Below are 20,087 nucleotides of genomic sequence, written 5' to 3'. Positions count from 1 at the left end.
GCAACTATGAAAATACTGTTCCTGAATACATATGACGATCCGGCAGACGGCGGCGGCGTGGAGCTTACTGTTTGGACGTTGATCCGCGCTCTGAGGGAGAAGGGCCACGAGTGTATTCTCGTCTCGACCCAGTCAGGACGGGCGCTTGACCTCCTCGAGCGCGAAGGCGTGCGCATCTGGCGCGCCGGCATCCGTAACTTGTACTGGCCAACAAAGGAGAAGGTCGCATCTTCGCTATCCAAGCTCGCTTGGCATACGGTGGATGGCTACAGCAGATTGATGCAGAGCCAACTAAAGCAGGTCCTCGAACTGGAGCAGCCGGATGTCGTGTCAGTACACAGCCTGCCTGGCTGGTCAGCCTCTTCTTGGGCGACGATAAAATCGTTGGGCATCCCCGTCGTACAGGTTTTGCATGACCAGTACGCAATCTGCGCCCGGAGCTCAATGTTCCGCAATGAGCACAACTGTGAGACTCAATGCACGGACTGCAAGTTGCTACGTCTTCCCCACCGAAAAGCGAGCAGTCTGCCCTCTGCCGTCGTCGGGGTCAGTCAGTTCATTCTCGATCGCCATCTCCAGCACGGGTATTTCCGAGAGGTGCCGATCAAAGCTGTCATCAACAATACGCGCAACCCACAATCTCTCGACGTTAGTGCGCTTACGACTGAACATAAGGGCACTCGCTTTGGTTTCATCGGCCGCCTGGATCCAAGCAAAGGCGTGGAGGTGCTTCTACAGGCTTTTTCACACTTCGAGCACGAGGACGCGCAACTCTGGATCGCAGGCGATGGCGACCAGAAGTATGTCGCAGCTCTCAAGAAGAAAACCAAGGATTCACGGGTAGCATTTCTGGGCAGAGTCAAACAGCGAGACTTCTTCCCGGAAGTCGACGCCGTCGTCGTCCCTTCTCTCTGGAATGACACTTTCCCGGGCGTGGTTTTTGAGGCTCTCGCCTTCGGCAAGCCCGTTCTGGGTTCGCTCAGGGGAGGGATACCTGAAATGATCCAGCACGGCCAGAATGGCTTCCTCTTTGACCCAGACAACGACGGCGAACTTCTCAGCCTTCTGAATCAAGTTGCCAGCAACCCGGAAGAGCGTATGACGATGGGAGCCGCGGCCAAGGTTTCTTCGCATCCATTCATGGATACCGAAGCGTGGCTGGACAAGTATCTTGCTCTATACGCACAGCTCGGATGCGCCGCATGAAACAAGTCGCGGCTCCTTCGCCCGTCGCCCAAGTCGATCATGGAAAGCTTGACTCCATTCAAGCACTCCGAGCCGTCGCAGCATTTGCAGTGATAGTTCATCACGTTGGACTGACGCTCAACAGCTACTACCCCGCTCCTCTCAGCTCCACGCTCACCCTGCTGACAGGGCTTGGGGCAGCAGGCGTCGACCTGTTCTTCGTCATTAGTGGCTACATTATTTTCAGAAGCACTTCCAAGTTGGAGCCAGGCCTCTCTTCGGCACGGAGCTTCCTGCGGAAGCGGGTGCTTCGCATCTATCCTGCCTACTGGATATGGACCTCAGTGCTGCTTCTCATGTGGATCGGCGGACTAGCACTTAAATCCCATCAATACTCTTTCTCCGTCATCGCGGGCTCATATCTCCTTGTGCCAGTGGCCCGAGCAGATGGATCGTTGCACCCCGTCCTCGACCAAGGATGGACGCTGTCATTTGAAATGTATTTCTACCTGATTTTCTCTTCCATCATCCTTCTGGGTTGGCGTAAGAAGGGAATTGCATGGATTGCACTCCCGTTCCTGCTGATTGCCTTGGCAGGGCTTCTTCCCGCCATCCCTGCCAGCATACAAAGCGTGGTTTCGTCACCCTTGGTCATGGAGTTCCTCCTTGGCGTGTGCATTGGATGGGCCCTATCCAAACACCCGCCCGCGTCCCGATCCATCCGGCCTATCCGGTGGGTTCTGACAGCTATCGGAGCAAGTCTCTTGGCGTTCGCCTTTCTGCAGGGAGAAGTTGAGGGGACGGGTATTGACAGGCTGTTTATATATGGCGCCCCCAGTGCGGTATTGGTTACGCTTGCGCTTCTTGCCCCCTCAGCAACATTACTGCGTCGAACAACCTGGCTGGGTGATGCGTCATATTCGATATATCTGACGCATGGCTTCTTCACTTTGGCTCTTGGAACATTATTGAAAGGCGGCCTCAGTCTCGGGGGTGCCCCGGCAGGCGTCGTACTGGCTGTAGCATCACTCGCCATCCTGCTGATCTCCTCCACTACCTATTGGCTTGTGGAAAAGCCCGTCGCAAGACTGCTTTCCGGAACCGGAAAAACAGGCAAACCAGTTGCCGCATCCCCACTTGCCTAGTCCATCCATGCCCCGCAACCATCGACCAATAGTCATTGCATCGTGAAAATTCGTACGTCTCGAATCATACTGATCTCACCGGTTGGCTTTGCCATGATTGCCTATGCATTCTTCTGGGCGTGCACCATGGTCCCGCCATCGGCCTATCAGGGCATCATGCATGAGAACAACTACATGTTCATGCATCTGCCATCCCACCTTTTGGTCGGTGGATGCGTTGTCGCGTTCATATTTGGTGCCACGGTCCTACGAGCCAGGGCTTCCGGTCCTGCGGATCACTTGGACAACCGTCGAACCATGCGGGCTTCGTTCATTGCGCTCCCCATATTGGGACTGTCGATGATTAACATCATCTCCATTGCGCTTCTACTGGAGAACAACCCAAATCTACTTACCGGCTGGATCAGTGATGGGCGAAGTGCAAAAATGGACCTTGATGCGACAGGCGCCATGACAAACGCGCTCCCTGCACTTTATGCCACCTGCTGGTGGGGCCTGTGGCGAATTATGGATAGGGAACACATTACCGGCACACGCCAATTGACATTGCGCGCCATACTGGTGATCGCCACCTTCATTTCGATCTACAGCGCGCTTGTCAAAGTCGCAAGATACGATCTACTCCCGTGCGTCTTTGGCCTTGCTGTTGTCTATCTTTCCCATAAGTACAGCACTGGAAAGCTCAAGCTATCCGGAAGCTTTACATCATTTGCTGCCATTGCATTGATCGTCGTAGGCCTCTTCCTTGCAATGGCCTGGCTTCGAGGAAGCGATGAAGTGGCCATTCTAGGGAGGAACGTCGCGGGCTATACCGCTGCCAGCTATAACCGGCTTGCGGCGATACTCGACGGAGCCATGAAACTCCCATACTCTGACACCGGCGTACACGCTTTCAAGTTCCTGACATACATTCCAATCGCCAATAGATGGATTGATTTCCCTGCACTTTTTGGAATGCCCACCAAGGAGGATGCTTGGCTGAGCGAATTCGGAGCGGTAGCGCAATCAGGACTTGATGGAAGTTATATCTGGTCCTCTGCATTTGGATACGTCTATTCCGACATTGGAATCTTCTCCATCGTCTACTTCCTGATCATCGGCATGCTCTCCCAGAGAGCTTGGAAAAGCGCGATTTCCGGCCGATCCTTCGGGCTTTTCACTTATCCATGGATTGCGTTTTCCATCCTCTTCTGGATGGGCGATAATTTCATAGCACACTCCAAAATCATTGTTTTCATTGGAATGGGCATTGTGTTCACAATCTATGACCGACTGACCCTGCGAAGAGAGAATGTCCTGCGGATGATGAAGTGAAGGAATACCTTCATGAACCACAATTCATAGGCAATCGAGTTTTGCAGCGCATGAAATCGCACGAGCCCATCCCCATGACAAAAGTTCTGATGATCACGGCTCGCGCAGACCATGGCGGTGGGCCGCGACATCTGGAATTGCTTCTTCGTGATTGCGAAGACTGGATCATCCCCTACGTGGCCTGCCCCGAGGACGATCCCTACTGGGCGAGATTCAATGACATTGCTGGCGGCCGCGTATTTCGAATCCCCCATAGGAAATTCGAGCTCCGTCAGGCTTGGCGTCTCGCAATGCATGCGCGCCGCGAAGGAATTCATCTGGTTCACGCACATGGGAAAGGCGCAGGTCTTTATGCGCGCTTCGTTTCTGCCATGGCGAGAATTCCAGGCATTCATACTGCGCACGGAATCCATGTCGGAGAGTACGGACGGATTAGCAGAAAGATCTACAGCCTCTATGAGAACGCAAGCTCACTCTGGGTGAATCACGTAATTCACGTGTCAGACGAAGAGAAGTCGCAGGCGCGGGCAATTGGATTGTGGCAGAAACGGCCATCGACCGTCATCTCAAATGGCGTAGTCAGCCACACGCCAGGTGCGATCAAGGATATGCGCGACCGAGCCCGTCGAAAGTTGGGCGTTCAGGACGGTAGGCCCATTGTCGTCACCGTCAGTCGATTCGATTATCAGAAGAACATGGCGGAAGCATATGCCATTGCAAAAGCCCTGCCAGAAATGCACTTCATCTGGATCGGCGCTGGCGCCGACTCGCCGAGGCTGGAAGAGCGTGCAACATCAGAGATAGTGTGCAATATCAGCTTTCTCGGCCAGGTTGATAGCCCTCTGGATTATTTGGCGGCTGCAGATGTCTATCTCTCAACTTCGCGCTGGGAAGGCCTTCCTTTGGCAGTACTGGAGGCAATGTCTCTGGGCATCCCTTCTGTTTTGTCAAATGTGATTGGCCATGTCGAGCTTGTCCGTACCCATGGCGTAGGACTTCTCTACTCACTGGGAGATGTCGAATCGGCCTCCGATGCATTGCAGCGCGTTGCATACGGAGAATCACTCAGGAATGAACTCTCGAAGCAGGCTCTTCACTCGCAGACGCGTGAGTTTTCATCAAGGGCCGTCGCGACGGAGACCGCCACCATTTACAAGAAAGTACTGAAGGCATGAAAGTAGCGATCATTCACTACTGGTTCGTTACATGGCGTGGCGGCGAGAAGGTAATTGAGCAACTGCTCAAGCTCTATCCAGACGCCGACATATTCACGCACGTTGCAGCACCGGAGATAGAACATAAGCATCTTGCTGGGCATCGGGTGCAAAAGACCTTTATATCCAGACTGCCTGGGGCTCGAAAGCGCTATCAGAAGTATCTTCCATTCATGCCCATCGCCTTGGAGCAGCTGGATCTTACCGCGTACGATCTCATCATCTCGAGCGAGTCCGGGCCCGCGAAGAACGTCATTACGCATCCTGATGCAGTACACATCTGCTATTGCCATAGCCCGATGCGGTATGTCTGGGACATGTATCGGCTATACCTCGCCGATGCTGGATGGCTGACCAGGCTGTTGATGCGACCATTAATGCACTACATGCGAATCACCGATTCCGTGTCAGCCTCTCGCGTTGATCACTTCATTGCAAACTCGAAGTTCATCGCACGCCGCATAGACAAGTGCTATCGCCGAAGCGCTGAGGTCATCCACCCTCCGGTTGAGGTAGACGACTTTGAAGTGCGCGCCGAGAAACAGGACTATTACCTGCTCCTCGGCCAGTTAACTGCCTACAAGAAAGCTGATCTGGTAATGGATGCGTTCCTTCGCAGCGGAAAGCGCCTGGTCATCATCGGCGAAGGCGAGCAGCTGGCAGCCATGCAGGCGCGCGCAACGGATCGAGTCATCGTTCTTGGGCGACAACCCTTCTCTGCACTGAAGGAACACTTGGCCAATGCGAGAGCCTTGGTGTTTCCTGGCGTAGAGGATTTCGGCATCGTCCCGCTTGAGGCAATGGCATCCGGAACTCCTGTCATTGCATTTGCCAAGGGAGGCGCGCTCGAGACAGTTGTGGAAAGTGACGACCCCGATGTGGCCTCGGGATTGTTCTTCCATGAGCAATCCGTTGAAGCGATCAATGAAGCTATCGCTCGTTTTGAGGGACTTCCAAGGCCCATCTCGGCCACCGCATGCCGTGCGAGAGCTGAGCAGTTCGGGCCTGACCGGTTCAGGGAGGATCTCTCGTCTTTCATCCAGGCAAAGATCCGCAAGGAAGCCTGATCCAGTTAGCTTTTAGGGAAGAATCATGAAGGTCCTCATCTGCGGCGGCGCCGGCTACATCGGCAGCCACATGGCCCAGTATCTGGCCGAAGCCGGCCACTCCGTAACCGTGCTCGACAACTTGTCTACTGGTCACCGCGATGCCGTCCGCTGGGGTGAACTGCTGGAAGCCGATCTACTGGCCCCCGAAACACTCGAGCGCGCCCTCCAAGGCCGTCACTTTGACGCCGTGATGCACTTCGCCGCACGTTCGCTGGTGGGCGAATCGGTTTCCGCTCCTTATACCTACTACGCCAACAACGTCACCGGCACGTTGAACCTGCTGGAGGCCATGCGCCGCCACGACATTGATCGCATCGTGTTCTCCTCCACCGCTGCGGTATTCGGTAATCCACAGTCGGATGTGATCGACGAGGACCACCCCAAGGCGCCGATCAACCCCTACGGCGCCAGCAAGCTGATGGCAGAGCGGATCCTCGCTGACGCAGCCACAGCCTACGGCCTGCGCTCGACCTGCCTGCGCTACTTCAATGCCGCTGGCGCCCTGCCCGACCACGGCATTGGCGAGGCCCATGCCTGCGAAACCCACCTGATCCCCAATGTCCTGCGTGCCGCATTGGGCATCGGCAACGCCATGAGGGTGTTCGGCGATGACTACGCCACGCCCGATGGCACCTGCGTGCGCGACTATGTACATGTGCAGGACCTGGCCCAGGCCCACGCGCTCGCTCTTGAGTACATGGACCACACGCCCGGCGCGCATGCATTCAATCTCGGCAATGGCCAGGGCTTCTCTGTCCGCGAAGTCATCGCCGCTGCAGCAGAGGTGAGCGGGCGCAGCATTCCATTTGAGTTGGCAGAACGCCGGCCGGGCGATCCAGCCAGCCTCGTCGCCTCCTCCACCCGCGCTCGCCAATTGCTGGGGTGGCACCCCAGATGGACCGAGCTGGCACCGATCATCGAGAGCGCGTGGCAGTGGCATCGCAACCCGCCCGCATGGTCGCCACAGCCGGCCATTCCTGACACCGCGCGCAGCCTGGACGAAGCCCTGCCAGCCTGAACAGGCACCCTGTACAGGGATGGCCTATCGGTGCGGTTCCACCCCGCACCGCACCAAAGCTCAACCACCGCCCTCTGCTACCATCGGCGGTTCTGTTCATCGCGTCCCCCACCTGCCCGCGATGGCGCCAAACAACGTAACGAAACACAGGAGTCTGCATGTCTTCCGAGCTGCTCAAGTCCCTTGGCCTGGACGCGATCAACGCTGGCACGTACCTGGGCAACGGGGAGTGGTCGAGCGCGACCAGCGGTGAGCTGATCACCCCGGTCAACCCGACCACCGGCGAGCCGATCGCGCAGGTCCGCGCGACCACCGAGGCCGAGTACGAGACCGTCGTCGCCCGCGCCCAGGAAGCCTTCAAGATCTGGCGCACCACGCCGGCCCCGCGCCGCGGCGAAGCCGTGCGCCTGTGTGGCGAAGCACTGCGCAAGCACAAGGACGCCCTGGGTTCGCTGGTTGCGCTGGAAATGGGCAAGAGCAAGCCGGAAGGTGATGGCGAAGTGCAGGAGATGATCGACATCGCCGATTTCGCCGTGGGCCAGAGCCGCATGCTGTACGGCTACACCATGCATTCCGAGCGCCCCGGCCACCGCATGTACGAGCAGTACCACCCGCTGGGCCTGGTCGGCATCATCTCGGCCTTCAACTTCCCTGTGGCGGTGTGGAGCTGGAACTCGTTCCTGGCGGCCATCTGTGGCGACGTGTGCATCTGGAAGCCGTCCAACAAGACGCCGCTGACCGCCATCGCCTCGCTGAAGATCTGCAACGACGCCCTGCGCGAAGCCGGTTTCCCGGACATCTTCTTCCTGATCAACGATGCCGGCACCGCGCTGTCGGAAAAGATGGTCGATGACCGTCGCGTGCCGCTGATCAGCTTCACCGGCTCGACCCAGGTCGGCCGCACCGTCAATGAAAAGGTCGCACGCCGCCTCGGCCGCTGCCTGCTGGAACTCGGCGGCAACAACGCCATCATCCTGGACGAAACCGCCGACCTGAAGCTGGCCGTGCCGGGCATCGTGTTCGGCGCCGTCGGCACCGCCGGCCAGCGCTGCACCACCACCCGCCGCCTGATCGTGCACCGCTCGATCTATGCCGACGTGCTGGCCACGCTGGTCAAGGCCTACAAGCAGGTGGAAGGCAAGATCGGCGACCCGACCGATGCCGCCAACCTGATGGGCCCGCTGAACAGCGATGGCGCCGTGCAGCAGTTCCTCGATGCCATCGCCCAGGCCAAGGCCGCCGGCGGCACCATCGAAACCGGCGGCACCCGCATCGACCGCGCAGGCAACTTCGTGCTGCCGGCAATCGTCTCCGGCCTGAAGAACAGCGACGCCGTGGTCCAGCACGAGACCTTCGCGCCGATCCTGTACGTGATGCCGTACGACACCCTCGACGAAGCCATCGACATGCAGAACGGCGTGCCGCAGGGCCTGTCGTCCTCGATCTTCACCCAGAACCTGAAGACCGCCGAGAAGTTCCTGTCGGCGGCCGGCAGCGACTGCGGCATCGCCAACATCAATATCGGCACGTCCGGTGCGGAGATCGGCGGCGCCTTCGGTGGCGAGAAGGACACCGGTGGTGGCCGCGAGTCCGGTTCGGACGCCTGGAAGGTCTACATGCGCCGCCAGACCAACACCATCAACTATTCGGATTCGCTGCCGCTGGCCCAGGGCATCAAGTTCGACCTGTAACGCTGTTTTGTAGTGCCGAGCCATGCTCGGCAGGACGGGCCATGAACACTGCAGGAAGTGCCGCCGAGCATGGCTCGGCGCTACAGGCTGGCAAGCCGGTGATTGATTTCACCGGCCGCCGCGTGCTCATCGCCGGCGGCAGCAAGGGCATCGGCCGTGAAATGGCCCTGGCCTTTGCCGGTGCCGGTGCGCAGGTCTCGGCCTGCGCCCGCGGCCAGGCCGGCCTGGAGGCCCTGCGCGCCGATGCACAAGCGCAGGGCACGCCATTGCATGCGTTTTCCGCCGATCTGGCCGACCCCGGCCAGATCCAGGCCTGGCTGCAGGCCGCCGCCGATGCCCTCGGCGGCATCGATGTGCTGGTCAACAATGCCACCGGCTACGGCATGGCCAACGACGAGGACGGCTGGGCCGCCAGCCTGCAGATCGACCTGATGGCGGCCGTGCGTGCCTCGCGCCTGGCGCTGCCCTGGCTGCGCGCGTCCAGCGATGCCTGCATCCTCAATCTGTCGTCGATTGCCGCGCAGCAGCCGCGCCCCGGTGGCGCGCCGTACGCCGCCGCCAAGGCCGCGCTTTCGCACTACACCACCTCGCAGGCACTGGCCCTGGCCAAGGACCGCATCCGGGTCAACGCCATCGCACCGGGCTCCATCGAGTTCGATGACGGCCTGTGGGACCGCCGCCGCACCGAAGATCCCGCCTTGTACCACGGCACCCTGGCGAAGATTCCGTTCGGCCGCTTCGGCCATCCGCGCGAGATCGCCGATGCCGCCCTGTTCCTGTGCTCGCCGCTGGCGCGCTGGGTCACCGGCAGCGTGCTCAACGTGGATGGTGGCCAGGTGTTGATGGGCTGAATCTGTAGAGCCGAGCCCATGCTCGGCTTGCGCGCAAAGCGCGGTCCATACCGCATCGGCCCAGAGTTCAGCCGAGCATGGGCTCGGCTCTACAGGGCACTGCCCATGGGATTGCCCGGGCAGAGGCACTATCATGTGCACACTGCCAAGGAGGACCCCGATGAGCGTGGCACCCCGACAGACAAGCGCCCTGGCCGTGGTGAGCCTGGTCATGGGCATCGCCAGCTGGACCGTCCTGCCCTTCGTGGCCAGCATCGTGGCCATCGTCACCGGCCACATGGCCCGCGCCGAGATCCGCCGCCGCCCGCATGAACTGGAAGGCGATGGCCTGGCCGTCACCGGCCTGGTACTGGGCTGGGTGATGGTCGGCGCCGTGCTTGCCGCCATCCTGGTCTTCATCCTGTTCTTCGGTGGCCTGGCGTGGCTGGCGGCGGTGTCGAACTGACGCCATGACCGCCTCCGACAGCACTGAACGCTTCAGCAGCCGCGTCGCCGACTACGTCCGCTACCGGCCCGATTACCCGCCGGCCCTGCTGGAATGGCTGCACGGCCCGATGGGTGTCAGCCGCGAGGCCCGGGTGGCCGACATCGGTGCTGGCACCGGTATCTCCAGCCGCCAGTTTCTGGCCAGCGGTCACCCGCTGGTGGCGGTCGAGCCGAATGCCGCCATGCGCGCCGCCGCCGAACACTGGCTGGCGCCACAGTATCCGGACTTTTCCGCCGTCGATGGCCGCGCCGAGGCCACCGGCCTGGACGATGCCAGCGTTGATCTGGTCAGCGTCGCGCAGGCCTTCCACTGGTTCGACACCGTGGCGGTGCGCGCCGAGTGGCAGCGCATCCTGCGTCCGGGTGGCCTGGCACTGATCTATTGGAATTCACGGCTGCTCGATGCCAGCCCGTTCCTGATCGGTTACGAACAGCTGCTGCTGGACTACGGCACCGACTACACCGCCGTGGCCGAGCGCTACCAGGACGACGCCACCATGCAGGCCTGGTTCGGCCCTGGCCTGCGCGGCAGGGTGGAGCTGCCGAACGTGCAGCATCTGGATTTCGATGCCCTGCGCGGGCGCCTGCTGTCCTCCTCCTATGCCCCGCAATCCGGTCATCCGCGCCACGCGCTGATGATCGACGCTCTGCAGGACCTGTTCGCCGCCCACGCGGTCGACGGCCAGGTCGCTTTTGAATATCGAACCCGAGCCTTCCTCGGCACGCTGGACTGAAACCTACGCATGTATTCGCTTGCCCGCCCCTTCCTGTTCTCGCTCGACGCCGAGCGCGCCCACGGCCTCGGCCTGTCCGCACTGGACCTGGCCTATCGCACCGGCACCACGCCGCTGCTGGCCGCACGCATCGCGCCGATGCCCAGCACGGTGTTCGGGCTGACCTTCCCCAATCCGGTCGGCCTGGCCGCCGGCCTGGACAAGAATGGCGAGCACATCGATGCATTGTTCGCGCTGGGTTTCGGCTTCGTCGAGATCGGCACCATCACCCCGCGCCCGCAGGCCGGCAATCCGCAGCCGCGCCTGTTCCGCCTGCCGGCGCACAACGCGATCATCAACCGCATGGGCTTCAACAATGCGGGCGTGGACGCGCTGGTGCGCAACGTCGAGCGCGCGCGCAACCGCCGCGGCATGCTCGGCATCAACATCGGCAAGAACAAGGACACTCCCAACGAACAGGCCGTGGACGATTACATCGCCTGCCTGGACAAGGTCTATCCGCTGGCCGACTACATCACCGTCAACATCTCCTCGCCCAACACCGCCGGCCTGCGCGAACTGCAGGAAGAGACCGCACTGCGCCAGCTGGTCAGCCAGCTGCGTGACCGCCAGGAAGACCTTGCTGCCCGCCACGGCCGCCGCGTGCCGATGCTGGTGAAGGTGGCGCCGGACCTCAGCGAGCGCGACATCGACGCCGCTGCCCGCGTGCTGGGCGAGCTGCAGGTGGACGGCGTGATCGCCACCAATACCACCATCGACCACAGCAAGGTGGCCGGCGATCCGCTGGCCAACGAGGCCGGTGGCCTGTCCGGCGCGCCGGTGCTGGAGCAGTCCACGCTGGTGCTGCGCCGCCTGCGTTCGCGCCTGCCCGAATCGGTGCCGCTGATCGGCGTCGGCGGCATCCTGTCCGGTGCAGATGCGGCGGCCAAGATGGCGGCCGGCGCGGCGCTGGTGCAGTGCTACAGCGGCCTGATCTTCCGTGGCCCGGCGCTGGTCTCCGAATGCGTGGAGGCGATCCGCCGCCGCCGCGAAGCGCCGAGCCGCGGCGCGGTGGCCCCACTGTGAGCGCGCCCATGGATACCGTCGACGGCAACGCCCCGCTGCGCTGGACGCTCACCCGCAATGCGCCACTGCAGGCGCTGAACACCTTCCATGTACAGGCCAGCGCAGCGCAGCTGCTGGAACTGCACGATGCTGCACTGCTGCCGGAAGTGCTCGCGCTGCCCGACGTGGCCAGTGGCCCGCTGCTGGTGCTGGGCAGCGGCAGCAACGTACTGATCGCCGAAGACCTGCCCGGCACCGTGCTGGTGTTCGGCAACCGTGACATCAGCTTCCTGGAACACCGCGCCGACCATGCGGTGATCCGCGCCGGTGCCGGTGTGCCGTGGCACGGCCTGGTGATGTGGTCGCTGCAGGAAGGCCTGTCCGGCCTGGAGAACCTGGCCCTGATTCCCGGCACCGCGGGTGCCGCGCCGATCCAGAACATCGGTGCCTACGGCGCACAGGTCGGCGAGTTCATCCAGGCCGTTGAAGCCTGGGACTGCCAGGAACAGGCCTGGGTGCGGCTGGACAACGAACAGTGTGGCTTCGCCTACCGCGACAGCGTGTTCAAGCAGCAGCCGGATCGCTACCTGATCACCGCCATCGAGCTCAAGCTGCCGCTGCTGCACGATCTGCGCATGGACTACGCCGGCATCCGCGAGGAGCTGCAGGCGCAGGGCGTGGATCTGCCGAGCGCGGTGGACGTGGCCAACGCGGTGATTGCGATCCGCCGCCGCAAGCTGCCCGACCCGGATGTGCTGGGCAACGCCGGCAGCTTCTTCAAGAACCCGGTGCTGCCGCTGGAACAGGTCGACGTGCTGCTGCAGCACTTCCCCGAACTGCCGGTGTTCCCGGCAGACCGCGAGGACAAGCGCAAGGTCTCGGCGGCATGGATGATCGAGTCCTGCGGCTGGAAGGGTTTCCGCGAAGGCGATGCCGGTGTTGCACCGAGCCACGCACTGGTGCTGGTCAACCACGGCAACGCCACCGGCGCTGAGCTGCTGGCGCTGGCGCGCCGCATTTCCGCTTCGGTGCTGGAAAAGTTCGGCGTGCCCATCGAACCGGAGCCCCGCCTGCTCGGCGCACAGTGGTGAACACCCCCGCCTTTTCCCCCAGCGCCACCCCGATGCGGGCGGCGCTGCTGATGCTCGGCAGCACCATGGCATTCGGCCTGATGGCGGTGGCCATCCGCTATGCCACGCGCTACGTGCCGACCCAGGAAGTGGCGTTCTTCCGCAATGCCTTCGGTCTGCTCGCGTTGCTGCCGATGTTGCTGCGTCCCGGCCACGCGCCGCTGAAGACCCGGCAGCTGCCGCGCTATTTCGTGCGCAGTGCGATCGGCCTGGGCTCGATGCTGTGCGCGTTCTGGGCACTGGGCCACCTGCCGTTGGCGCAGGCGGTTTCGCTCTCGTACTCCACGCCGCTGTTCGTCACCATCGCCGCCGTGCTGTGGCTGGGCGAGACCGTGCGCGTGCGCCGCTGGGCCGCGGTCGTGGTCGGCTTCATCGGTGTACTGGTGATCGTCCGCCCCGGCACTGCCGGCTTCACGGCCGGCAGCCTGGTCGCTGTCGGTGCGGCCGTGCTCAGCTCGCTGGTGGCAATCCAGATCAAGCAGCTGACCCGTATCGACAGCGCGGACACCGTGGTGCTCTATACCTACGTGTTCTGGGTACCGCTGTCGCTGGTCCCGGCATTGTTCGTCTGGGTCTGGCCCACCGGCATGGCGTGGCTGTGGTTGCTGGCCACCGGCGTGCTCGGCACCGTCGGTCAGCTGTTGTGGACGCGTGCGCTGCGGCTGGGCGAAGTCTCGGCGCTGACCCCGATCAGCTTCCTGCAGCTGCCGCTGGTCACGCTATGCGGCTGGCTGCTGTTCAACGAAACGGTGGACCGCTGGACGATCATCGGTGCCGGCATCATCCTCGCCGCCAACGCGTACATCGCCCATCGCGAGGCCGTGTTGTCGCGTCGCGCCGCAAGCGCTGCTGCCTCGGCAGCAGCCAAGCCCGCAGAATGAAAACCATCTGCATGGACAAGCCATGGGGCCTGCACGGGCAAGCCACGGGTCGTGCATGGACAGGCCATGGGTAGAGTCGACTGTTAGTCGACTGCTTTTCGTTCGGAGCGGGCAGAAACCGCGCTGCGCGCGATAGTCGACTCTACCCGGGGCGATGCTGGCAACGGCCCAGAACCTAATCCAGCACGCGATACACCCGCTCCGCCGCATCGAACACATTGCCCGGTGCGAACTGCTCCCCCAGGTAATGCAGTGACTGCCGGCGCAACTGCGGCGAACGCTCCTCCCCATCGCTGCCCAGCAGCACCTGCTGGAACTCGATCAGGTCCTGCAGAATGCGCCAATGCCGGTACCAGGCGATCCAGCGCGGGTCGCCGCGGTCGCTGCCGTAGCCCTCCTCGAAGCCCAGCGGATTCTCGCGCCCCCAGCGCCCACCAACGGCAGCACCGATGAACATCAGGTCGCGCTCACGCGGTGCCAGCGACAGGCCATCCCAGTCGATCAGGTGCAGGCCACCGTCATTGCCCATCAGCAGGTTGCCGGCATGCAGATCGGTGTGGCACAGATACAGATCTACCGGCACGTCCTGCAATGCCGCGAACAGTTCCCGTGCCTGCGCATGCAGCGCCGCGATGCGCGCATGCTGCTGGTCCCATACCGAAACGAATGCGCGGCCCAGCCCGTCCTTCGCGGCCGCCAGGTCTTCGCCGGCCAACCATTGCCCGACGGTCTCCAGCGCCGCGGTTTCCAGCCGGACGATCGGCAGCGCCCGCTGCAGTTCCGCCGGCAGCTGTGCGCCGTGCAGGCGCCGCAGCACCTCCCCCAGCCGTTTCCACTGCGTGCGGCTCAACGCCGCCTCGAACCCGGACTGGCCTTCCACATAAGGGAACAGGGTGAACTGCAATCCCCAGCGCTGCACCGACGCACCACCGGTCAGTGCCGGCCACGGCGCGACGATCTCATCGATTCCCAGCGTGCCACGCAACCAATGCAGGCTGTCCCACACGGCCGGGTCGACCTGGTAGGTGCGGCATTTCAACCACCACTGCCCGTGCCGCGCATCGACGCGATACACGCTGGCATTGGCGTCGGCGCCCACCGGGCGTGGCACCACAGCGGTGGGGGTGATGCCATAGGATTGTTGCAGGACTTCGCCGAGATGCTGCGCCGAAGCGAATGACATGGATGCAAGCGGAAAGTGTTACCTGCCACCACTATCGCAGATGCGCTCGCCACGACACAGACATGTCCGTCACAACATCGCCTCGCCACGACCGGAGAACTAGCCTGCGATGCGCCGCATCACCGTCTCCAGCGGGCCGCGTGCGAACTGCCACGACAACAGCCATGCCGCGCCGGTCGCCAGCATCAGGAACAGCAGTGCCCAGAGCAGCACCGACGCGAGCGATGCACTGCCATCGAGCAGGCCCAGGCTTTCCAGCGTACCCATGCCCAGCAGGATGTGGCCGACGTACAGGGTCAGGGTCATGCGCCCGGCCGCGGTGAACGGTTCCAGCCAGTCACCCGGTCGCACACGTGTCAGCCACAGGCAGGCGGCAATGACACTGCACGCCGCGCCCGCACCGGTGAGTACATAGGCGGGCCCCGGCGGCATCGGCTGCGTTCCCAACCACACCTGCCAGGGCGTTCCCTGCGCAAGCTGCTGCACGCCATGTCCAGCCGCGGTCAGCAGCAGGCCCAGCACCAGCAGCGCGCGCTGGACCCGCGGTTGCGACAGCTGCAGGCGTGCCAGCAACATCCCCAGCAGGAAGAAGCACAGCCACGGCAGCAGAGGATGGAAGCCATTGAACAGCAGGTTGCGGGCCGCGCCCGGCCAGTGCCACAGACCGGCGTACTCCAGCGTCTGCCAGTTCCACCCCTGGCTGTAGTCCCAGTGCAGCAACGCCCAGAACGAACCCACCGCCAGAGCGATGATGCTGGCCAGCAACACCCGCGGCGAGGCCCGCAGCCACAGCACCGCCAACCCGAAATACACCGCGTAGTAGTGCAGGATATCGGCCGGGAACAAGGTCAGGTTGAGCAGGCCCAGCGCCAGCAGGAACGCCGCGCGGCGCCAGGTCTGCACACTGGCTGGCCACCACCCCTGCCGCTGCGTGGCCAGCACCAGGCCAAGACCGGCCAGCGTGACGAAGGTCGCCGAGGCTTTGCCTTCCAGCAGATGGAAGAACCCTGCCAGCCAACCCTCTCCCTCTGCGGGCACGGCCATCGCCAGGCGGAAGTTGACCAGCACCATGCCGGCCAGCGCCAGGTAGCGCGCCAGATCAAGGCCGTGCAATCGCCGGTCAACGGTGCTCATGCTCGCGCCCCGAGCAGCAGCGCGAGCAGGCCTGGATCCAGCGAAGCCCCATCGCTGCCATCGGCTTCGCCCAGCCCTCGACGCAGCGCATCGCTTTCGATGGCATCCAGCAGCACCTGCGCCTGCAGTGCCGGGGCCAGCACGGGACGCCGACGTTCGCGCTGTGCCACCAGCTGCAGGGCTTCGGCCAGCGTCGCCTGCAATTGCCTGCGATTGGCCGCAAACGCCTTGGCCACGGAAGGATTGCGTGCGCTCTCGGCCAGCACTTCGACGGCGAGTGTTGCCCATTCCGGCTGCCGGCACAGTGCGTGGAAGTCCTGCAGGAAGGCCATCACCTGTGCGCGCTCGCCTTCGGACGCGGCCAGTCGCTGCAGCAACGGTGCCAGCTCTTCGCTCTCGGCCACCGCCACGGCAAGGATGATCGCCTCCTTGCCCGGGAAGTGGTTGTAGAGATTGCCCAGGCTGACACCGGCCGCCTGCGCGATGTCACGCATGCTGGTCTGGTGGAATCCCTTCGCGAGGAAGCACTGCAGGGCGGCCTGCAGAATCTGCGCAATGCGTTGCTCGTTGCGGTCGGCTCGGTTCATGGCGCAAATAGTGAACGAACGTTCGTCCAATTAGAAGGCAGCAACCCGACCACCATTGGGCCTCGTTCAGCCAGCCTTGACCTCAACTGCGGTTGAGGCCCGATGCTGCGCGGCCTGTCCCACGCTCAACCCGGAGTTCCTGCATGCCACGGATGATCACCCCCCTGCTCGACAGCCGCGTGCTGTGGTTCCTCGCCCGACTGCTGCTGGCCGTGGTGTTCGTGTCCTCGGGCCTTGCCAAGCTGCTGGCGTGGGACAACAGCGTGGCCGAAATGCAGGCGGCCGGGCTGCAACCGCCTGTGCTGTTCAACCTCGCCAGCGCCGTGGTGCTGCTGGGTGGCTCACTGTGCCTGCTGCTTGATCGCCTGCTCTGGCTGGGCGCCGGCGCGCTGGCGGTGTTCCTGCTGCTGACCATCGTCATCGTGCATACCTTCTGGACCAAGCACGGTGCGGAACAGCAGCTGGCCCTGTTCTTCGCGCTGGAGCACCTGAGCGTGGTCGGCGGCTTGATCTGCGCGGCCATCGCCAGCCATGCGCGGGCTCAGAAGAACTCGTCGAGCAACCGGTAGAACGCGAGCCGGCGCTCGTCGGCCACCGCGCCGTAGCGCTGGAACAACGGCGCGACCCAACGCGTGTCGCCGAAGTTGTGGACCAGGCTGCGCGCGGCCAGCGCCAGGTCCTGGTAGCGGTCGGCCACGCCCAGTCGCCCACAGTCGATGAAACCGCTGAAACGCCCCTCGACCACCATCAGGTTCGGCAGGCAGGCATCGCCATGGCTGACCACCAGGTCTTCATGATCGGGCCGGGTGCTGCACAGTTCGGCGAAGACCTGCTGTGCGCTCTGCCCCAGGCGCTCGTCATCGAAGTCATCGGCGTCGACCAGGCCCGCCTCCACCCTTGCCTGCGCAGCCTGCAGGCGCGAGGCCAGTCGCTGGTCGAACGGACAGGCTACCACCGGCAACGCGTGCAGCCCACGCAGCGCGTCGGCCAGCAGTTCCACCAGCTCCTGCGGCGCGAGTTCCGGCGACGAGGCCAGGTCGTGGCCGGGCAGCGCGCTCATCAGCAACCAGCGCCGGCCCGCTTCTTCGGTGGTGGCAATCACCGTTGGCGCCGGTTGTCCCTGTGCCTGCAGCCAGCGCAGGCGCGCGATCTCATCACCGAGCTCACTGAAGGCGTCGATCACTTCCGACTTCACGAAGGCATCGGGCTGGCCTGGCCGATGCACACGGGCAACATCCGCGCGCGACACGCCGATCGACTGCCGCTCGATGCGCGCATTGGCCAACGCTTCCCGCCACGCCCAGGGCAGCGGCAGGCCATCAGTGAAGGGATTGGGTGCTTCCATGCCGCGGTGTTCCTGTTGCGGGTGACCCCACGGATTCTCGCTCATCCTGCACGGACCGCGGCCAACAGCAGCGCGGAAAGGTACATGCCTGCGCCGAACACGCTGTGCGCCACCAGGCTGCGCAGGCGCGCCTTGCCCGGCGCCGGGGTCTTTGAAGCGGCAATGCCGGCACCCATGCCCGGTTGCAGGATGAGGAACGGCGCGGCAACGCTGAGGATGCCGAAGGCCAGCGCCGGCCACAGGGTGGGTGCCTGCACCCAATCGCTCCCTATCACGGCCAGCAACAACGTCGCGAACACCACCCCGATCACGTAATGCGCGGTCCAGCCCAGCGCGCGCTCGCCACTGACCGCTGCCGCGCGGCCGATGCCGTCGTGGCGGAAGCGCCCGCGCGGCAGGTGCCCCAGCCAACGCCCGACCATCGCGAAGTCCAGCGAAGGAATACCGAGCAGCCGCCGCTGCACCAGTGCCCACAGGTCCATTACTGCGGTTGCTCCCACGCCGACTACTACCGCATCCATCACGAATGTCGCCACGCCAGCCATATCGCACACCTTCAATTGTTTGCTTGAATGATAGAGCGATGCTAGCGTGCCCCGCATGAACGCTGCAACAGAGCCACCACCCTCACCGCTGGAGGCCTTGGCCGAGATCGCCCGCACGCTCGGCCATGCCCATCGCCTGGCCCTGCTGGAGCACATCGCCCAGGGCGAGCGCGCAGTGGAACGCCTGGCCGAACTGACCGGGCTGTCGGTGGCCAATACCTCCCAGCACCTGCAGCAGCTGCGCCGTGCCGGCCTGGTACAGACCCGCCGGGATGGCAAGCGCATCCTCTACCGCAGTGGTGATGGCCCGCTGGGCAACCTGCTGGCCGCGCTGCGCGACTATGCCGACCACCAGCGCAGCGAGATGCACGGCGTGATCCACGACAGCCTGCAGCGCCGCGATGCACTGGAAGGGCTGACCGTGGAGCAGCTGCTGGAACAACGCAGCAGCGTGGTACTGCTGGATGTGCGGCCGCGCGAGGAATTCGATCTGGGTCACCTGCCCGGCGCGCTGAACATTCCCGTTACGGAACTGCGCGCACGGATGGACGAACTGCCGCGTGCCGTCCACATTGTCGCGTACTGCCGCGGTCCCTACTGCGTGCTGTCCAACAATGCGGTGGCGATGCTGCGCGAGGCCGGACTGACCGCGCAGCGGCTCGCTGCCGGTTACCCCGAATGGAAGGCCGCCGGCCTGCAGGTGGACCTGCCCCGGCACTGAACGAGACACCGGTCATGGATGATGTGTTTGCCGCGTTGATCGATGCGACCTGGCGCGGCGTGTTCTCCGGGCAGCGCACGCTGCAGGATGATCCTCTGCTGCAGTTGGCGTGCAGCGATGATTTCGATGAGGGCGAGGACGGCATGCTGCTGCAGCCACTCGTCGGCCCTGCGCGCGCCCTGCTGCGCCCTGCCCTGGCGGCTCGCCTGCAACTGCACGTGCAACCGCACTGGACGCTGGCGCAGCTGCAACAGCGCCTGCAGCAGCTCGGCCAGCGCACGCATGGCGCGGATCGTATCTTCTACTTCCCTGCCGCAGAACTTGCGATCCTGGCCGCGCGCCCTGCACCCTCCCATATCCACCGTCTCGGCCCGGCCGACGCAGCCGTGTTCGACGTGTTCCAGGCCAGCGCCAGCGAAGAGGATCTCGACGCCGCCTGGGTCGAGCTGGACCACTGGCAGGTGTTCGGCGCCTTCGATGGCGAGCGGCTGGTTGCCGCGGGAAGCATGTACCCGTGGAGCCTGGATCCAGCCCTGGCCGACATGGGCGTGCTGACCCTGCCCGAGGCCCGCGGTCGCGGGCACGCGCGCCAGCTGGTACACGCCATGGCGGTGTCCGCGCAGGCGGCCGGGCTGCAGCCTCAGTACCGTTGTCAGCTCGACAACACCGCCTCGGTCATTACCGCCGAGCGCAGCGGCCTGCGTGCGTTCGCCAACTGGGACACCGTTCTGGCAGCCGATTGAGGCTGCCGCAGTACCACAAGGAAGCAA

General features: G+C 63.5%; 21 protein-coding genes. 16 read left to right on the top strand and 5 right to left on the bottom strand.

Translation table 11 applies throughout. The features are described from left to right. Nucleotides 1-6: 6 nt before the first annotated feature. The 13 genes from HLA98_RS12340 to HLA98_RS12280 all read left to right on the top strand — a co-directional run bounded on the left by HLA98_RS12340 (nt 7) and on the right by HLA98_RS12280 (nt 13,802). Complete coding sequence (locus HLA98_RS12340) at nt 7-1,206, top strand: glycosyltransferase family 4 protein (protein WP_057500952.1); 1,200 nt, start codon at nt 7-9, stop codon at nt 1,204-1,206. Beyond that, the gene (locus tag HLA98_RS12335; protein ID WP_160320755.1) at nt 1,203-2,330 is read left to right on the top strand and encodes an acyltransferase family protein; all 1,128 of its coding nucleotides are present in this window, start codon (nt 1,203-1,205) and stop codon (nt 2,328-2,330) included. The genes HLA98_RS12340 and HLA98_RS12335 overlap by 4 nt, the downstream gene beginning before the upstream one ends. A 93-nt stretch (nt 2,331-2,423) precedes the next feature. Beyond that, a complete protein-coding gene (locus tag HLA98_RS12330; protein WP_057500951.1) occupies nt 2,424-3,644 on the top strand; it encodes a hypothetical protein in 1,221 nt (406 codons plus the stop codon). Beyond that, entirely contained in the window at nt 3,641-4,819 is a 1,179-nt protein-coding gene (locus tag HLA98_RS12325) for a glycosyltransferase (protein ID WP_129550533.1), read from the top strand. The genes HLA98_RS12330 and HLA98_RS12325 overlap by 4 nt, the downstream gene beginning before the upstream one ends. Further along, nucleotides 4,816-5,925, top strand: a complete 1,110-nt coding sequence (locus HLA98_RS12320) for a glycosyltransferase (protein ID WP_057500949.1) — start codon at nt 4,816-4,818, stop codon at nt 5,923-5,925. The genes HLA98_RS12325 and HLA98_RS12320 overlap by 4 nt, the downstream gene beginning before the upstream one ends. Before the next feature lie 25 nt (nt 5,926-5,950). Beyond that, nucleotides 5,951-6,985, top strand: a complete 1,035-nt coding sequence (gene galE, locus HLA98_RS12315) for a UDP-glucose 4-epimerase GalE (RefSeq protein ID WP_057500948.1) — start codon at nt 5,951-5,953, stop codon at nt 6,983-6,985. Nucleotides 6,986-7,143: 158 nt separating this feature from the next. Next, complete coding sequence (gene amaB, locus HLA98_RS12310) at nt 7,144-8,676, top strand: L-piperidine-6-carboxylate dehydrogenase (protein ID WP_012480007.1); 1,533 nt, start codon at nt 7,144-7,146, stop codon at nt 8,674-8,676. A gap of 41 nt (nt 8,677-8,717) precedes the next feature. Then, nucleotides 8,718-9,527: an SDR family NAD(P)-dependent oxidoreductase gene (locus tag HLA98_RS12305; RefSeq protein WP_057500947.1), complete on the top strand. Its 810-nt coding sequence runs from the start codon at nt 8,718-8,720 to the stop codon at nt 9,525-9,527. 160 nt (nt 9,528-9,687) lie between these two features. Continuing rightward, a complete protein-coding gene (locus HLA98_RS12300; RefSeq protein WP_057500946.1) occupies nt 9,688-9,972 on the top strand; it encodes a DUF4190 domain-containing protein in 285 nt (94 codons plus the stop codon). 4 nt (nt 9,973-9,976) lie between these two features. Further along, nucleotides 9,977-10,747: a class I SAM-dependent methyltransferase gene (locus HLA98_RS12295; RefSeq protein ID WP_057500945.1), complete on the top strand. Its 771-nt coding sequence runs from the start codon at nt 9,977-9,979 to the stop codon at nt 10,745-10,747. A 9-nt stretch (nt 10,748-10,756) separates the two neighbouring features. Then, nucleotides 10,757-11,812 (top strand): quinone-dependent dihydroorotate dehydrogenase, encoded by a 1,056-nt coding sequence (locus HLA98_RS12290; RefSeq protein ID WP_057500944.1) that lies wholly within the window; start codon nt 10,757-10,759, stop codon nt 11,810-11,812. A gap of 8 nt (nt 11,813-11,820) precedes the next feature. Continuing rightward, nucleotides 11,821-12,882, top strand: a complete 1,062-nt coding sequence (gene murB / locus HLA98_RS12285; protein WP_057500977.1) for a UDP-N-acetylmuramate dehydrogenase — start codon at nt 11,821-11,823, stop codon at nt 12,880-12,882. Nucleotides 12,883-12,914: 32 nt separating this feature from the next. After that, on the top strand, nt 12,915-13,802 hold the full coding sequence (locus HLA98_RS12280; RefSeq protein WP_049449687.1) for a DMT family transporter: 888 nt from the start codon (nt 12,915-12,917) through the stop codon (nt 13,800-13,802). A 175-nt stretch (nt 13,803-13,977) separates the two neighbouring features. Here the strand turns inward: HLA98_RS12280 and HLA98_RS12275 are convergent, their stop codons facing one another. The 3 genes from HLA98_RS12275 to HLA98_RS12265 all read right to left on the bottom strand — a co-directional run bounded on the left by HLA98_RS12275 (nt 13,978) and on the right by HLA98_RS12265 (nt 16,706). Then, the gene (locus HLA98_RS12275; protein ID WP_057500943.1) at nt 13,978-14,985 is read right to left on the bottom strand and encodes an aminoglycoside phosphotransferase family protein; all 1,008 of its coding nucleotides are present in this window, start codon (nt 14,983-14,985) and stop codon (nt 13,978-13,980) included. 99 nt (nt 14,986-15,084) lie between these two features. Then, nucleotides 15,085-16,119, bottom strand: a complete 1,035-nt coding sequence (locus HLA98_RS12270; protein WP_057500942.1) for a DUF418 domain-containing protein — start codon at nt 16,117-16,119, stop codon at nt 15,085-15,087. Then, the gene (locus HLA98_RS12265) at nt 16,116-16,706 is read right to left on the bottom strand and encodes a TetR/AcrR family transcriptional regulator (protein ID WP_057500941.1); all 591 of its coding nucleotides are present in this window, start codon (nt 16,704-16,706) and stop codon (nt 16,116-16,118) included. The genes HLA98_RS12270 and HLA98_RS12265 overlap by 4 nt, the downstream gene beginning before the upstream one ends. Before the next feature lie 143 nt (nt 16,707-16,849). Between HLA98_RS12265 and HLA98_RS12260 the strand changes: the two genes are divergently transcribed. Beyond that, a complete protein-coding gene (locus tag HLA98_RS12260) occupies nt 16,850-17,275 on the top strand; it encodes a DoxX family protein (protein ID WP_057500940.1) in 426 nt (141 codons plus the stop codon). On the opposite strand, the gene HLA98_RS12255 is transcribed toward HLA98_RS12260, so the two are convergent. Further along, nucleotides 17,248-18,051, bottom strand: coding sequence for an APH(3')-II family aminoglycoside O-phosphotransferase (locus tag HLA98_RS12255; protein ID WP_057500939.1), 804 nt, complete (start codon nt 18,049-18,051; stop codon nt 17,248-17,250). The two genes, HLA98_RS12260 and HLA98_RS12255, sit on opposite strands and share 28 nt — an antisense overlap. 41 nt (nt 18,052-18,092) lie before the next feature. Further along, nucleotides 18,093-18,596, bottom strand: coding sequence for a DUF2938 domain-containing protein (locus HLA98_RS12250; protein ID WP_057500938.1), 504 nt, complete (start codon nt 18,594-18,596; stop codon nt 18,093-18,095). 55 nt (nt 18,597-18,651) lie between these two features. On the opposite strand from HLA98_RS12250, the gene HLA98_RS12245 reads away from it, so the two are divergent. Next, nucleotides 18,652-19,317: an ArsR/SmtB family transcription factor gene (locus tag HLA98_RS12245; protein WP_057500937.1), complete on the top strand. Its 666-nt coding sequence runs from the start codon at nt 18,652-18,654 to the stop codon at nt 19,315-19,317. A gap of 14 nt (nt 19,318-19,331) precedes the next feature. Continuing rightward, on the top strand, nt 19,332-20,060 hold the full coding sequence (locus tag HLA98_RS12240) for a GNAT family N-acetyltransferase (RefSeq protein WP_057500936.1): 729 nt from the start codon (nt 19,332-19,334) through the stop codon (nt 20,058-20,060). Nucleotides 20,061-20,087 lie beyond the last annotated feature (27 nt).

This window comes from Stenotrophomonas africana (assembly GCF_013004645.1).
GTDB lineage: Bacteria > Pseudomonadota > Gammaproteobacteria > Xanthomonadales > Xanthomonadaceae > Stenotrophomonas > Stenotrophomonas africana.
The sequence above is the reverse complement of the archived record's forward strand: the minus strand, read 5'-3'. Positions and strand labels throughout refer to the sequence as shown.